The sequence below is a fragment of the Nitratidesulfovibrio sp. genome (assembly GCF_040373385.1).
GTDB lineage: Bacteria > Desulfobacterota > Desulfovibrionia > Desulfovibrionales > Desulfovibrionaceae > Cupidesulfovibrio.
Genome location: NZ_JBDXXH010000001.1, coordinates 135423 through 150706, shown reverse-complemented (window position 1 = coordinate 150706; position 15284 = coordinate 135423). Strand labels below are relative to the sequence as shown.

Below are 15284 nucleotides of genomic sequence, written 5' to 3'. Positions count from 1 at the left end.
GCCCGGTGCGCGCGCGCACGCCGGGGCACGAAAAAGCCCGCAAACCACCTTTTCGGGTAGGGACACGATATGACCTTAGACGATCTGTTCACCGTCCGGGGCTCGTCGGCCAACGTCGCGAACATCCGCAACCTGAAGGCGATCCAGATCTCCATCGCCGCGCCGGAAAGCATCCGGGAATGGTCGTACGGCGAAGTGAAGAAGCCCGAGACCATCAACTACCGCACCTTCAAGCCCGAGCGGGACGGCCTGTTCTGCGCCAAGATCTTCGGGCCGGTGAAGGACTACGAGTGCAACTGCGGCAAGTACAAGCGCATGAAGCACCGTGGCATCGTGTGCGAAAAGTGCGGGGTCGAGGTCATCGCCTCCAAGGTGCGCCGCGAACGCATGGGCCACATCGAACTGGCCGCGCCCGTCGCGCACATCTGGTTCCTGAAGACCCTGCCCTCGAAGATCGGCACCCTGCTCGACATGACCATGGCCGACCTCGAGAAGGTGCTGTACTTCGACTCGTACATCGTGCTCGATCCGGGCAGCACCAACCTCGCCAAGATGCAGGTCATCTCCGAGGACCAGTACCTTCAGGTCATCGACCACTACGGCGAGGACGCCCTTGTCGTCGGCATGGGCGCCGAAGCCGTGCGCAGCCTGCTTGAGGAACTGAACCTCGAGGAACTGCGCGCCATGCTGCGCGAAGAATCGCAGGCCACCAAGTCGCAGACCAAGAAGAAGAAGCTCACCAAGCGCCTGAAGATCGTCGAAGCGTTCCTGGAGTCGGCCAACAAGCCGGAATGGATGGTGATGGAAGTCATCCCGGTCATTCCGCCCGAACTGCGCCCCCTGGTTCCGCTGGACGGCGGCCGCTTCGCCACGTCGGACCTGAACGACCTGTACCGCCGCGTCATCAACCGCAACAACCGCCTCAAGCGGCTGATGGAACTGGGCGCGCCCGACATCATCATCCGCAACGAAAAGCGCATGTTGCAGGAAGCCGTTGACGCCCTGTTCGACAACGGTCGCCGTGGCCGCGCCATCACCGGCACCAACGGCCGCCCGCTGAAGTCGCTGTCCGACATGATCAAGGGCAAGCAGGGCCGCTTCCGCCAGAACCTGCTCGGCAAACGCGTCGACTACTCCGGCCGTTCGGTCATCGTGGTGGGCCCCAAGCTGAAACTGCACCAGTGCGGCCTGCCCAAGAAGATGGCGCTGGAACTGTTCAAGCCCTTCATCTATTCCGAGCTCGAGAAGAGAGGCCTTGCCTCCACCATCAAGAGCGCCAAGAAGATGGTGGAGCGCGAGGAACTGGTGGTGTGGGACATCCTGGAAGAGGTGGTGCGCGAGTACCCCATCCTGCTCAACCGCGCCCCCACCCTGCACCGCCTGGGCATCCAGGCCTTCGAACCGCTGCTGGTCGAAGGCAAGGCCATCCAGTTGCACCCGCTGGTCTGCTCGGCCTACAACGCCGACTTCGACGGCGACCAGATGGCCGTGCACGTGCCCCTTTCCGTCGAAGCGCAGATCGAATGCCGCGTGCTCATGATGAGCACCAACAACATCCTGTCCCCGGCCAACGGTACCCCGGTCATCGTGCCCTCGCAGGACATCGTCCTCGGGCTGTACTACATGACGGTGGAGCGTTCGTTCGAAAGGGGCGAGGGCATGGCCTTCTGCGCCCCGTGGGAAGTGGTGGCGGCCTACGATTCCGGCTCCGTCTCGCTGCATGCGCGCGTCAAGGTGCGCATGGAAGACGGCAACATCGTGGACACCACCCCCGGCCGCATCCTGGTCTGGGAAGTGCTGCCCAAGGGCGTGGGCTTCGAGTTCGTCAACTGCACCCTGACCAAGAAGAACATCGCCCGTCTGGTGGGCGCCGCCTACCGTGACGCGGGCACCAAGGCCGCCGTCATCCTGTGCGACCGCCTGAAGGACGTGGGCTACGAATACGCGACGCGCGCGGGCATCACCATCGGCGTGAAGGACCTGCGCATTCCGTCCAAGAAAAAGGCCATGCTCGAAGCCTCGCAGAACGAGGTGGACGACATCGAACGCCAGTACCGCGACGGCATCATCACCCGTACCGAAAAGTACAACAAGGTGGTGGACGTCTGGACCAAGGCCACCCAGGACATCTCCAACGAGATGACCAAGGAAATCTCGCACGATATCCTCGTGGACCCCAAGACCGGGAAGCAGGAAGTCAACAGCAGCTTCAACCCGATCTTCATGATGTCCACCTCGGGCGCGCGAGGCAACCAGGACCAGATGCGCCAGCTTGCGGGCATGCGCGGCCTGATGGCCAAGCCTTCGGGCGAAATCATCGAAACGCCCATTACCTCGAGCTTCCGCGAAGGTCTCGACGTGTTGCAGTACTTCAACTCCACCCACGGCGCGCGAAAGGGCCTTGCCGACACCGCGCTGAAGACGGCGAACTCGGGTTACCTTACCCGCCGCCTGGTGGACGTGGTGCAGGACGTCATCGTCAGCGAGCTTGACTGCGGCACCGTGGACGGCATCGAGATCGGCCACTTCGTCAAGGGCGGCGACATCAAGGTGCGCCTGGCCGACCGCGTGCTGGGCCGTGTGCTGCTGTACCCGGTGTACGACCCCGAAACCCGCGAAATGCTGTTCGACGAAAACACCCTGATCGACGAAGACGTGGCCCAGACCCTGGAAGCCACGGGCATCAGCACCGTCACCATCCGTTCGGCGCTGACCTGCCAGAGCGAACGCGGCGTGTGCGCCCGCTGCTACGGGCGCGACCTTGCGCGCGGGCACCTCGTCAACATCGGTGAAACCGTGGGCATCATCGCTGCACAGTCCATCGGCGAACCGGGCACCCAGCTCACCATGCGCACGTTCCACATCGGCGGCACCGCGTCGCGCGAAATCGAACGTTCCAGCATCGTGGCGCAGCACCCGGGCCGAGCGATCCTGTCGCGCGTGAAGGCCGTGCGCAACCGCGACGGCCAGATGATGGTGCTTGGCAAGAGCGGCCAGATCGCCATCGTGGACGAACAGGGCCGCGAACGCGAAAAGTACATCCTGCCCAACGGCTCGCGCCTCAACGTCGTTGACGGTGCCGAGATCAAGAAGGGCGTCATCCTTGCCGAATGGGACCCGTTCAACGAACCGTTCGTCTCGGAAGTGGAAGGTACGGTCAAGTTCACCGACATCGTGGAAGGCAAGACCTACCAGGAAAAGATGGACGACGCGACGCGCATGACCACGCAGTCGATCATCGAATACCGCACCACCAACTTCCGTCCGTCCATCTCCATCTGCGACGAAAACGGCGACCCCAAGATGCGCAGCGGCAACCTGCCCGCCACGTATTCGCTGCCCGTCGGCGCGCTGATCATGGTCAAGGCCGGACAGGACGTGCAGGCCGGCGACATCATCGCGCGCAAGCCGCGTGAATCGTCCAAGACCAAGGACATCGTGGGTGGTCTGCCCCGCGTGGCCGAACTGTTCGAAGTGCGCAAGCCGAAAGACATGGCCGTGGTGTCCGAAATCGACGGCTCGGTCACCTTCGCTGGCGAAACCAAGGGCAAGCGCAAGCTGGTGGTCACCCCCGAAACGGGCGAGGCCAAGGAATACCTGGTGCCCAAGGGCAAGCACATCACCGTTTCCGACGGCGACTTCGTGGAAGCCGGTGAACTGCTGACCGAAGGCCATCCGGAACTGCACGACATCCTGCGCACCAAGGGCGAGAAGTTCCTGGCCCGCTACCTGGTGGACGAAATCCAGGAAGTGTACCGCTTCCAGGGCGTGGGCATCGACGACAAGCACATCGAAGTCATCGTGCGCCAGATGCTGCGCAAGATCACCGTGCTCGATCCGGGCGGCACCAGCTTCCTGGTGGGCGAGCAGGTGGACAAGGGCGAATTCCGCCACGAAAACTCCCGCGCCATGGGCGAAGGCCGCACCCCGGCCACGGCCGAACCGCTGGTGCTCGGCATCACCCAGGCTTCGCTGACCACCTCGTCGTTCATCTCGGCGGCGTCGTTCCAGGAAACCACCAAGGTGCTTACCGAAGCCTCCTTGCGCGGCAAGATGGACTACCTGCGCGGCCTGAAGGAAAACGTCATCGTGGGTCGCCTGATCCCCGCCGGGACCGGCTACCGCGAATACGTGCACTCCGACATCTCGGTGCCGGAACAGAAGGAACGCCCGGACAAGTTCCTGGAAGACCTGGAAGAGAATCCGCTGCTGGTGGATATCTTCTAGGCAGGGCTTGCGCCCCGGAAGTGAAAGAAGAGAAAGAAAAGAAGAAGAGAAAAGACAGGGCCTCCGCTTTCGGGCGGGGGCCCTTTTCTTGTGGGCGCAGGGGGGAAGAGGGGTGGCGGGAGGAGGGAGAGGTAGTGCGCGGTTGCACCCGGCTTCTACGAAGGCACTAGTGCCCTGTTGGTCACGCTTGATCTCGTTATGCCTCCGGCGGGCAGGGGTGTTGTAACGAACACCCCCTGCACCCCCGCGTTCCAAAGGGCTCCGCCCCTTGGAACCCCGTGTCGTCATGCACCGCATTCTTACGCCGGGCAGCTTCCCTGCGGCGCTGGCGCGCCTCGGGCGATCTACCCGGCGGAATGCGAATGTGCGCGGAGCTCTCGTCGCCTTCACTATGCTTGAGTGCCCTTATCCTCGCATTCATGGCGGCGCGCATCCGCAACGCCGGAGCTTCCGCCTCGCAAGGCCTCGGCGGCGATCTCCGGCTGCGGACGCGTATCGCCGCAGAAAGGTTCCTCACCCTTAGGCGAAGGGCATCTCTTTTTATGAAGATAAGCAGCCAACCGGCAAAAGAGCACGCGCTGCCCACCGACCACGTTTCGTGCGTAGAAGCGAGTGACGTCGCGCTTTGGCGGCGGCACATGCGTCGCAACGGGGGGGTGGGTAGGGCCCCCTCGCTTAGCCATGCCTGCGGGAGCCATGCGCGTATTGGCGTCACTGGCGGCAGATCGCCCGAAGGCGCTTTGGCCGAGGGAAGCTGCCGCCGCAGGGACGCCGCGCAAGAAACACCGGGGGTCCAGGGGTGGCGAAGCCCCCCTGGAGCGCGGGGATGCAAGGGGCCATCGCTCAATGGCCCCTTGCCCGCCGGAGGCATAACGAAATCAAGGGCAATCAGCAGGGCTGGCGTGTCTTCGTAGAGGTCGTGCTCATCAAGGCGCATCTCCATTCATTCCCCGCCGGAGGCATAACGAAATCAAGCGCATCCAACAGGGCACGACCGTCTTCGTAGAAGCCGTCCCAACAACGCGCAACACTTCCCCCTCTCCTTCACCCTCCCCATCTCCCTTCCCCCCCACCCCCCCCCCCGTCACCGTCTTGCCATCATTCCCCGGCTGTGCGAAAACGTGGTGCCTTGAGCGGGCATCCACGACAAGGACACGCAATGCCGCCGCACTCCCAGCTTCGCCATTCCCCCCATCAGCCGCACCGGCCCGCTCCGGTCCGGCCTTTCGGCGTGCGCGCCTTGTCCGCACCCGGCGGCCTTGCCGCCCCGCTGCTCCTGTTCGCCCTGCTAGCCCTTTTCCTGCTGCCCGCACCCCCGCTGGCGCAGGCCGCGCCCCCCCGCCAGTTCGTGCTCGACACCTTCGCCATCGAAACCCGCGACGGCACCCTGGTGCTGCGCCTGGGCGTGGGCGTGGATGACCCCGACGGCCTGCGTGACCTGCTGAAGGACGGCGCCGAGATGGAACTGCGCGGCACCGCCACGCTCACCCGGCGCCGGGGCGTGCTGCCCGACGTGACCCTGGCGGAAAAGGCCTTTGCCTGCGTCCTGCGGCACGACACCCTGACCCGCGAGTTCGAACTGCGCCTGGAAGGCCGCGAGGCCCCTTGGCGCGACAAGAATCTTACCCGCCTGCTGGAGGGCACCTGGAAGCGCCTGGTGCTGCCGCTGGCCCCCATCGCCGAGCTTGAAAAGGGCGAGCCGCACCGGGTTTCGCTGGCCCTGTCCCTGCGCCATACCGACGTGCCGCCCTGGCTTTCCCGCACCCTGTTCTTCTGGTCCTGGGAAGTCGTGCCCGACGCGACCTTCACGCAGGACTTCACCTACTGACCCCCCGCCTCCCCATGGCCCGCCGTACCGTAACGCCCGACCAGCCCTCCGGACAGCCGAACGGTCAGCCGCCAGCCGGACAGCCGAACGGGCACGATGCCGTCGGTGCCTCCGCCCCGCCAAATCCGCACGACGCCACGGACTTTCCGCGCATCATCCGGGTAAGCCCCACCGATTCGCGTGAACGCAAGCGCCGCCAGCGCGAAATCTACGTGGCGGCGGGCGTGCTGGTGGGCATGCTGGTGGCCACCTGGGTCGAACTGAACCTGTTCGGCGTCGATTCCTACGTCTTCCTCGTCTTGCTGAACATCAACTTCATCCTGTTGCTGGTGGTGCTGTTCATCGTGCTGCGCAACGGGGTCAAGCTGATCCTCGAACGGCGCCGCCGGGTGTTCGGATCGCACCTGCGTACCCGGTTGGTGCTGGCCTTCATGGCCCTGTCCCTGGTGCCCACGGTAATCATGTTCCTGGCATCAAACCGGGTGGTGGGCACCTCGGTGGACTACTGGTTCAACAATCAGGTGGAAATCTCGCTGGACAGCGCGCTGGACGTGGGGCGCAGCTTCTACACCGCCTCCGCCGACCGGCTGCGCGCGCGCGGCGAATCCATCGTGGCCGAAATAGCCGACCGCCACCTGACCTGGGGCGGTCAGGCCATGGACGCCCTGCTGGAACGCAAACGCAAGGAATACGGCCTGTCGCTGACCGGGGTCGTCACCCCCGGCCAGGTGGAGCAGAACTGGCACGCCCCGCCGGACCTGGCACCCACCTGGAAAGAGGCACGCCGCAGGATAGCCTGGGACCAGGCGGCCTCGCAGCGCTATGTGTCGCTGCTGTGGAAGGGTGAGAGCGCCGACTATGTCTTCGGGGTGCTGGCCGTTGACGGTGGTCGCACCGGCTACCTTGTGGTGGGCGAATCCATCGGCGAGGGGGTGATGCTGAAGCTCGAGCGCATCGCCCAGGGCTTCGACGACTACAAGAAACTGAAGACACTGAAGCGCCCGTTGAAGGTCTCGTTCCTGTTCATCCTCGCGGTGCTCAGCGTGCTGATCATCCTGGGCGCCATCTGGTTCGGTTTCCGGCTGTCCAAGGAACTTACCGCGCCCATCCTGGCCCTGGCAGAAGGCACCGAGCGCATCGCGCGGGGCGACCTGGCCTTCCGGCTGGAGGACGTGTCCACCGACGAACTGGGTCTGCTGGTGCGCTCGTTCAACCGCATGGCCGAAGACCTTTCCGTCAGCCGCACCCGGCTCACCGACGTGAACGAAATGCTGGCCCTGCAAAACGTGGAGATAGGCGAACGCAGCCGGTACATCGCCACCGTGCTCGACAACATCACGGCGGGGGTGATCTCGTTCGGGCCGGACGACCGGGTGGCCACCATCAACGCCGCCGCCTGCACCATGTTCGGGGTGGAACCCAGGGACATCGTGGGCCGCGACCCCCGGGAACTGCTTTCCGACGAAGACGCGGCCCTGAACCGCGAGATGCTGGACGAGGTGCGCTTGCGCCCCGGCCGCCGCTGGCAGCGCCAGGTTGAATACGGCAAGGGCGACCGCGCCCTGAAGCTGCTGCTGACCGCCGTCAGCCTTACCACCCCCGAAGGCGAGTACCGGGGCGCGGTGGCCGTGTTCGAGGACATCACCGAACTGGAACGCATGCAGCGCATGGCCGCCTGGCGCGAGGTGGCGCGGCGCATCGCCCACGAGATCAAGAACCCCCTCACCCCCATCAAGCTTTCCGCCCAGCGGCTGGAGCGCAAGTTCGCCGGCACCGTGAACGACCCGGTGTTCGGACAGTGCACCGACCTCATCGTGCGCCAGGTGGAGCACCTGCAACAAATGGTGGAGGAATTCTCGGCCTTCGCCAAGCTGCCGGAGGTAACCCCCAGACCCGGCAACCTTACCCCGCTGCTGGAGGAACTGACCGCCCTGTTCCGCAACAGCCACAGCTACATCTCGTGGACGCTGGACATCCCCGCGCCGCTGCCGGTACTGCCCATGGACCAGGAAGCGCTGCACCGGGCCTTCCTGAACATCCTGACCAACGCGGCAGAGGTGCTGCAAGGCCGCGATGACGGCGCGGTGACCATCACCGCCGTGCACAACACGGCCCTGAACCTGGTGCGGGTGGACGTGGCCGACAACGGCCCCGGCCTGACGCCGGAAGAGCGTTCGCGCCTGTTCGAGCCCTATTTCTCGCGCAAGAAGGGTGGCACCGGCCTTGGCCTGACCATCGTGAAGTCGGTGGTCTCGGACCATCGCGGCTACGTGCGCGCCCATGCCGCCCCCCGCGCACAGCGCGCCTCCGGTACCCCTGTTACTCCCGGTACCGTTGTCACCGTCGAGCTTCCTGTGGCATAAGGGAACGTATACCGGGGCTCCGCGCACCGCGCATGGTGCGCGGACGCGGCCCCTTTCCCCGCCGTCCTCGGCGCACGCCACGGGAGTTTCCGCATGCACGTCGTCATCCTTGGCGGCTCGGGCTTCATCGGTTCGGCCCTTGCCCGTGCCCTTCTGGCACGGGGCGATGCGGTCACCGTGCCTTCGCGCGCGCCGCGCGCCACCGGCACGCAAGGCGTCGTCCATGCCCCCTGGAACGGTCGCGACCCGGAACCGCTGGCCCGCCTGCTGGAGAACGCCCAGGCGGTGGTCAACCTGCTGGGCGAGAACATTGCCGGTGGCCGCTGGACCCCGCAGCGCAAGGCACGCATCGTGGACAGCCGCGTGGCGGCGGGACAGGCCGTGGCCGCTGCGCTGGGCGCCATGAACGGTGCCGGGCTTCCGGCGGTGCTGGTGCAGGCTTCGGCGGTGGGGTATTATGGCGCCTGGCCCGACATGGCCACCGCCCCGCGCTGCGGCGAAGGCGACCCGCCCGGGGCCGGATTTCTGGCGGAAACCTGCGCCCGGTGGGAGGCTTCGTCCGCCCCGGCCCAGACCATGGGCGTGCGGCGCTGCATCATCCGCAGCGGGGTGGTGCTGGGCGCCGGGGGCGCGTTGGAGCGCATGCTGCCCGCGTTCCGGGCTTGGCTGGGCGGTCCGCTGGGCACCGGCAGGCAAGCGTTCCCGTGGATACACCTGGCGGACGAGGTGGGGGCCATCCTGCACCTGCTGGATAGCCCGGCCTGCTCCGGCCCGTACAACCTTGCCGCGCCGCAGGCCGTGGACAACGCCGGGTTCACGGCGGAACTGAACCGCGTTATGAGGCGCCCGGCCTGGCTGCCCGCGCTTCCCGCGCCCGCCTTCGTCCTGCGGCTGGTCATTGGTCAACTGGCGGAAGAAGCCCTGCTGGCCGGACAGGTGGCCCCGCCGGACCGGCTGGCCGATTGCGGCTACGCGTTCCGGTTCCCCACGTTGCACGCAGCGCTGGCGGACCTGCTGGCGGCCTGACGCCCCTCGCACCGGGCGCTTCCCGGCGCGAAACATGACATTCCACAGCTCCGGAGCGGGCATGGCATACTGCAAGATACTACTGGTCGAGGACGAACCCGTTTCGGCGCTGGACATGCGCCGCAGGCTGCGGTCGCTCGGCTACGGCGAACCGGTGCTGGCCACCAGCGGCGAGCAGGCCGTGGAAGTGGCCCGTGCCGAAAAGCCCGACCTCGTGCTGATGGACATCGTGCTCGGCGCGGGCATGGACGGCATTGATGCCGCCGGGCGCATTCTGGCCCAGCACGCCGTGCCCGTCATCTACATGACCGCGCACGAGGATCCGGAAACCCTGCAACGCGCCAAGATCACCGAGCCCTTCGGCTACCTGCTGAAGCCCTTCGAAGACCGCGACCTGCGCACGAGCATCGAGATGGCGCTGTACAAGCACCAGATGGATCACGAAACCCGGCGCAAGGAACGCTGGTTCGCCACCACCCTGCGCTCCATCGCCGACGCGGTGCTCACCGTGGACCGCCACGGCCGCATCACTTACATCAACGCCAGTGCCGAAGCCATGACCGGTGCAGACCACCATACCTGCATCGATCGCCATTTCGCGGACCACGTGGACATCCGGCCCAACGGCAACGGGCACGGCCTGCAAGACCCCAACGACCTGCTGGCCCAGCCTTTGCCGAGTGCCGTCCCCCCCGCCCCTGCGGGCCTGCCGGGCCTGTCGGAAATGTCGGGCCTGTCGGGCCTGTCGGGAGTGTCGGGGCTGCCCGCCTCCACGGGTGCCTTCACTTCCCCCGCGCACTCGGGGCCGACGGCCATGACCGAAGCCTTCGTGCACGGCCCTGATGGCCGCGCGCACCCCATAGAGATGAGCGCCTCGCCCCTGGCCGACCCCGATGGACACCGGGTGGGAACGGTGCTGGTGTTCCGCGACATCACCGAACGCCGCCAGTCGGAGGCGGCCCTGCGCCGCAGCGTCGAGGACTTGCGCCGTACCCTGCGCCAGACCGTTTCCGCCCTGGCCACCGCCTCCGAAAAGCGCGACCCGTATACGGCGGGCCACCAGGCGCGCGTGGCGGAACTGGCCCACGCCATGGCCGTGCGGGTGGGCCTTTCGGGCGAACGGCTGGAAGGACTGCGCGTGGCGGGCATGCTGCACGACATCGGCAAAATCCACATCCCGGCGGAAATTCTGGCCAAGCCCACTCGCCTGTCCGACCTGGAAATGGGCATCATGCGCACCCACAGCCAGGTGGGCTACGACATCCTGAAGGAAATCGAATTCCCCTGGCCGGTGGCCCAGATCGTGCTGCAACACCACGAGCGGCTGGACGGCACCGGCTACCCCAACGGCCTTTCGGACGAGGCCATCCTGCCCGAGGCGCGCATCCTGGCCGTGGCCGACGTGGTGGAGGCCATGTCCTCGCACCGTCCCTACCGCGCCTCGCTGGGGCTGGGCCCGGCCCTGGCGGAGATTGCCGCCGGGCGCGGCACGCGGTACGACCGCAACATGGTGGACGTGTGCGTCAGCCTGTTCCACGACGGCTTCATCCTTTCCTGATCACCACCTTTCCGCACCCGCAACCGGACACGCCATGCACGCCCGCATCCTGATCATCGACGACGAAGACGGCATCCGCTTTTCCCTGCGCGGCATTCTCGAAGACGAAGGCTTCGAGGTGCTCGAGGCCCCCAGCGGCGAGGACGGCCTGGCCCTGCTGGCCCGCGAGACCCCCGACCTGGTGTTCCTGGACATCTGGATGCCCGGCATGGACGGCCTGGCCGTGCTGGATCAACTGCACGCCCAGCGCCCCGACCTGCCGGTGATCATGATTTCCGGCCACGGCACCATCGAAACGGCGGTCACCGCCATCCGCAAGGGTGCGCACGACTTCATCGAAAAGCCCCTGTCGCTGGAAAAAGTGCTCATCGCCGCGCAGCGGGCCCTGGAATACGGCGACCTGCGCCGCGAGAACGAGGCCCTGCGCGACAGCCTGCCCACGGCCCACGCCGATGAAATGAACGGCCGCTCGCCGGTGATGGAAACCCTGCGCGGGCAGATCGCGCGGGTGGCCCCCACCGACGCCTGGGTGCTCATCACCGGAGAAAACGGCACCGGCAAGGAACTGGCGGCGCGGGCCATCCACGCGGGCAGCCGCCGGGCCGACCGCCCCCTGGTGGCCGTGAACTGCGCGGCCATTCCGGAAGAACTCATCGAAAGCGAACTGTTCGGGCACGAGAAGGGCGCCTTCACCGGGGCGGATGCTGCCAAGGCGGGCAAGTTCGAAATGGCCCACAAGGGCACGCTGTTCCTGGACGAAATCGGCGACATGAGCCTGAAGACCCAGGCCAAGATATTGCGCATCCTGCAGGAACAACAGTTCGAACGGGTGGGCGGCCACCGCACCATGCGCGTGGATGTGCGCGTCATCGCCGCCACCAACAAGAACCTGGAAGACGAAATCGCCGCCGGGACCTTTCGCGAGGACCTGTACTACCGGCTGCGGGTGTTCCCGCTGGTGCTGCCCCCCCTGCGCGAACGCGAGGGCGACGTGCCCCTGCTCATGGACCTGTTCGCGCAGCGCCTGGCCCGCGACTACGGCGTGCGCCCGGCCACCTTCGCTCCCGACGCGCAAGAGGCGCTGGCGCACTATCCGTGGCCCGGCAACGTGCGCGAGCTGCGCAACTTCGTAGAACGCATGCTGATCCTGCACGCGGGGCAGGAGGTAACACGGGGCATGCTGCCCCCGGAATTCCTGCCCCGGCCCGGGGCGGGCATGAACGGTGGCGCGGGGGCGGGGGCAAGGGCAGCGTGCGCAGCCGGGACCGTTTCCGGCCAGGGATCCGATCCGGGTTCGTCCCAGCCGGACCACCTGGCCGACATGGCCGCCCTGCTGGCCCCCGGCATGGACCTGAAGGCGGCCCGCGCTGCCTTCGAGGCGCAATACCTGGCCGCGCGCCTTGCGGAGTGCGGCGGCAACGTCACCCGGCTGGCCGAGGCCGTGGGCATCGAGCGCAGCCATCTGTACCGCAAGCTGAAGGGGTACAACATCCAGACGGCCGACTGACCGGGCGCCCGCCACGGGCACGCGCACCGGCTGCATACCGGCCGACGGGAGGGCACATGCATACGCTGGTACTTCTGCGCCACGGGCAAAGCGCGTGGAACCTGGAAAACCGCTTCACCGGCTGGACGGACGTGGACCTTTCGCCCGAGGGCGAGCAGGAGGCGCGCGATGCCGCCCGCCTGCTGGCGGACGAAGGGCTGTCCTTCGACGTCTGCCACACTTCGGTGCTTACCCGGGCCATCCGCACCCTGTACATCGTGCAGCACGAAATGGGGCTGTCCTGGCTGCCGGTGCACAAGCACTGGCGGCTCAACGAGCGCCACTACGGCGGGCTGCAAGGGCTGGACAAGGCGGAAACCGCCGCCCGCTTCGGCGAGGAACAGGTATTCGAATGGCGGCGCAGCTACGACACCCCGCCGCCGCCCCTGCCACCCGACGACCCGCGCAACCCCGCCGGGGACGCCCGCTACGCGGGCCTTGCCCCCGACGTGCTGCCCGCCAGCGAAAGCCTGAAGGAAACCGTGGCCCGCGTGCTGCCCTACTGGCACGACGTCATCGCGCCGCAGGTGCTGGCCGGGCGGCGGGTGTTGGTGGCCGCCCATGGCAACAGCCTGCGCGCCCTGGTCATGCACCTGGACGGGATGACCCCGGACGCCGTCACCAAGCTGAACATCCCCACCGGGTTGCCGCTGGTCTACACGCTGGACGGCACACTGCACCCGCTGGGCCACCGTTACCTTGGCGACCCGACAGTGGCCGAGGCCAAGGCCAAGGCCGTGGCGGCGCAGGGCGCGGCGCGGAAATAGCCGGGGACACGCGCGACGCCCTGCCACGCGGAAGGGGGGGCCCGCAGTCCTCGAAATGCCGCAGCCTTCGGCACGGCTGCGGCATGGGGAGCGAACCCGCACGACTCGCCACGCCCCGTGGACTGTGCTAGGCTTGCGGGCGGAGCAGTGTGGGGGGAACAGCCCAGGCCGCAGGACGCCCGGACGCTTCACCACCGGAACCGGCTGGGGGAACCCGGGGACAGGCCAGGATCGTCCGGCGAGGGGGCGCGGGACAATGCCAGGCATGCCTCCAGGCGGGACCAGTCGTCGCGTATCCGGACGGCGTCGGACGTCGCCTCCCCAGACGCCGTCAGCCACCGCTTACCCAAACGGCGTCAGCCACCGATCGGATTGACAAGCCCGGCACGCGTACCTACCGTCCCACCCGTGCCCGGTACGGACGACATACCCACAGGCCAGCGCCCTCTGCGGGGGGGGGATGCATGCCGCAAGGAGCAAGCATGGCGAGCAACATCAACCTGAAACTCAAGCAGAAGCAGTACGAGAGTACCGTCGTCGAATTCATCAGCGAGAAGAAGGGCTACTTCCTCGTGGTGAGCGACGACCAGAACTTCATCTCGCTGTTGCGCAACACGGTTGCCAAGCATCTCGCCATCGCCACGGACGCCCTTTCGGTGGTCACCAACACCGACTACATCATCAAGTCCATCCGTGATGTCTCCATGCGCAAGAAAAACGTGCTGGTGTTCATGGAGCGCATGCTGGAAGGCCGCGACACCGGCATTCTTGTCCGGCAGGTCAAGAACGCCTACTCGGACGTGAAAATCATCATCCTCACCGGCGAGACGGAGCGCCAGCGCCTGGTGCTGCTGCACGAAATCGGCGCGGACAACTTCATCAGCAAGCCCATTTCGGTAAACACGCTGATCGAAAAGATCGCCTTCACCATCAAGCCGCAGGGCAAGCTGGGCCAGCTCATCGACACGGCGCGGGCCATGGTGCAGCAGGGGTCGCACGAAAGCGCGCTGAAGGTCTGCCGCAAGATACTGGAGCTGAAGCCCAACAGCGCCGCCGGGCTGCTGGTCATGGGCGACGCCTACCAGGCGCTGGGCAAGATGGACCGCGCCCGTGAATGCTTCGAGGAAGCCAGCCGCAACGCCGACCTGTATCTGGAGCCGCTGAAGAAGCTGGCCGACCTGAACAAGCTGATCGGCGACAACGAGGCCCAACTGGGCTACCTGGAAAAGCTGGACCGCCTCTCGCCCCTCAACGTGGAGCGCAAGGTGGACATGGGCGAGATCCATGTGGAGATGGGCAACCAGGAACGGGCCGAAGAGCTCTTCGAACTGGCCGTCACCCAGGCCACGCGCGAGGCCATGGCCTATATCGGCGACATTTCCGAACGCATCGCGAGCATCTACAGCGAGCGCGACCCCGAACGGGCGGAACGCTTCCTGCGCAAGGCGCTGGACGCCAAGGGCGACATGCTGGACCGGGGCGACCTTGGCACCTTCAACCGCCTGGGCATCGCCCTGCGCAAGCAGGGCAAGTGGCGCGATGCCACCATTGAGTACCAGAAGGCCCTGCGCATCGCGCCGGACGACGAAAACCTGTACTACAACATGTCCATGGCCTTCGCCGAAGGCAAGGAATTCCGCGACGCGCGGTCCAACATGCTGAAGGCCATGACCATCAACCCCGATCTGCCCCGGCGCGACAAGACCATCGCCTTCAACATGGGCCTCGTGTTCATGCGGGCGGGCGGGCGCGACTACGCCGAACGCTGCCTGCAGGTGGCGCTGGAACTGGATCCGGACTTCGAACTGGCGCGCCAGGCCCTGGAACGATTGGGGCAATCATCCTGAGGGATTCCCGACCGATCCGGCGATCTACCCACGGATCAATCTGCCGATTTCGGGGGGCCTGCACAGGGCCCCCCTTTTTTTGCGGGTTGCAATCCGGACTGCTTTTCCATATGCTGATATCC

Annotated in this window: 8 protein-coding genes; all 8 read left to right on the top strand. The window is 66.4% G+C overall.

The features are described from left to right. Positions 1-69: 69 nt before the first annotated feature. A complete protein-coding gene (gene rpoC / locus ABWO17_RS00560) occupies positions 70-4227 on the top strand; it encodes a DNA-directed RNA polymerase subunit beta' (RefSeq protein WP_353115015.1) in 4158 nt (1385 codons plus the stop codon). Positions 4228-5386: 1159 nt separating this feature from the next. After that, the gene (locus ABWO17_RS00555; protein WP_353115013.1) at positions 5387-6055 is read left to right on the top strand and encodes a DUF4390 domain-containing protein; all 669 of its coding nucleotides are present in this window, start codon (positions 5387-5389) and stop codon (positions 6053-6055) included. A 14-nt stretch (positions 6056-6069) separates the two neighbouring features. Then, positions 6070-8418 (top strand): sensor histidine kinase, encoded by a 2349-nt coding sequence (locus ABWO17_RS00550; protein ID WP_353115011.1) that lies wholly within the window; start codon positions 6070-6072, stop codon positions 8416-8418. Between the two features lie 93 nt (positions 8419-8511). Beyond that, positions 8512-9444 (top strand): TIGR01777 family oxidoreductase, encoded by a 933-nt coding sequence (locus ABWO17_RS00545; protein ID WP_353115009.1) that lies wholly within the window; start codon positions 8512-8514, stop codon positions 9442-9444. Positions 9445-9505: 61 nt separating this feature from the next. Then, on the top strand, positions 9506-11002 hold the full coding sequence (locus tag ABWO17_RS00540; RefSeq protein WP_353115007.1) for an HD domain-containing phosphohydrolase: 1497 nt from the start codon (positions 9506-9508) through the stop codon (positions 11000-11002). A gap of 34 nt (positions 11003-11036) precedes the next feature. Then, complete coding sequence (locus ABWO17_RS00535; protein ID WP_353115005.1) at positions 11037-12509, top strand: sigma-54-dependent transcriptional regulator; 1473 nt, start codon at positions 11037-11039, stop codon at positions 12507-12509. Between the two features lie 56 nt (positions 12510-12565). Next, positions 12566-13315 (top strand): 2,3-diphosphoglycerate-dependent phosphoglycerate mutase, encoded by a 750-nt coding sequence (gene gpmA / locus ABWO17_RS00530; protein WP_353115003.1) that lies wholly within the window; start codon positions 12566-12568, stop codon positions 13313-13315. 482 nt (positions 13316-13797) lie between these two features. Next, positions 13798-15162 (top strand): tetratricopeptide repeat protein, encoded by a 1365-nt coding sequence (locus ABWO17_RS00525; protein ID WP_353115001.1) that lies wholly within the window; start codon positions 13798-13800, stop codon positions 15160-15162. The last annotated feature ends 122 nt before the right edge of the window (positions 15163-15284 follow it).

What these genes read in the sequence shown, in the direction of transcription:
- rpoC (WP_353115015.1), top strand. Translation starts at nt 70, where the DNA reads ATGACCTTAGACGATCTGTTCACCGTCCGGGGCTCGTCGGCCAACGTC.
- ABWO17_RS00540 (WP_353115007.1), top strand. Translation starts at nt 9,506, where the DNA reads ATGGCATACTGCAAGATACTACTGGTCGAGGACGAACCCGTTTCGGCG.
- ABWO17_RS00555 (WP_353115013.1), top strand. Translation starts at nt 5,387, where the DNA reads ATGCCGCCGCACTCCCAGCTTCGCCATTCCCCCCATCAGCCGCACCGG.
- gpmA (WP_353115003.1), top strand. Translation starts at nt 12,566, where the DNA reads ATGCATACGCTGGTACTTCTGCGCCACGGGCAAAGCGCGTGGAACCTG.
- ABWO17_RS00525 (WP_353115001.1), top strand. Translation starts at nt 13,798, where the DNA reads ATGGCGAGCAACATCAACCTGAAACTCAAGCAGAAGCAGTACGAGAGT.
- ABWO17_RS00535 (WP_353115005.1), top strand. Translation starts at nt 11,037, where the DNA reads ATGCACGCCCGCATCCTGATCATCGACGACGAAGACGGCATCCGCTTT.
- ABWO17_RS00550 (WP_353115011.1), top strand. Translation starts at nt 6,070, where the DNA reads ATGGCCCGCCGTACCGTAACGCCCGACCAGCCCTCCGGACAGCCGAAC.
- ABWO17_RS00545 (WP_353115009.1), top strand. Translation starts at nt 8,512, where the DNA reads ATGCACGTCGTCATCCTTGGCGGCTCGGGCTTCATCGGTTCGGCCCTT.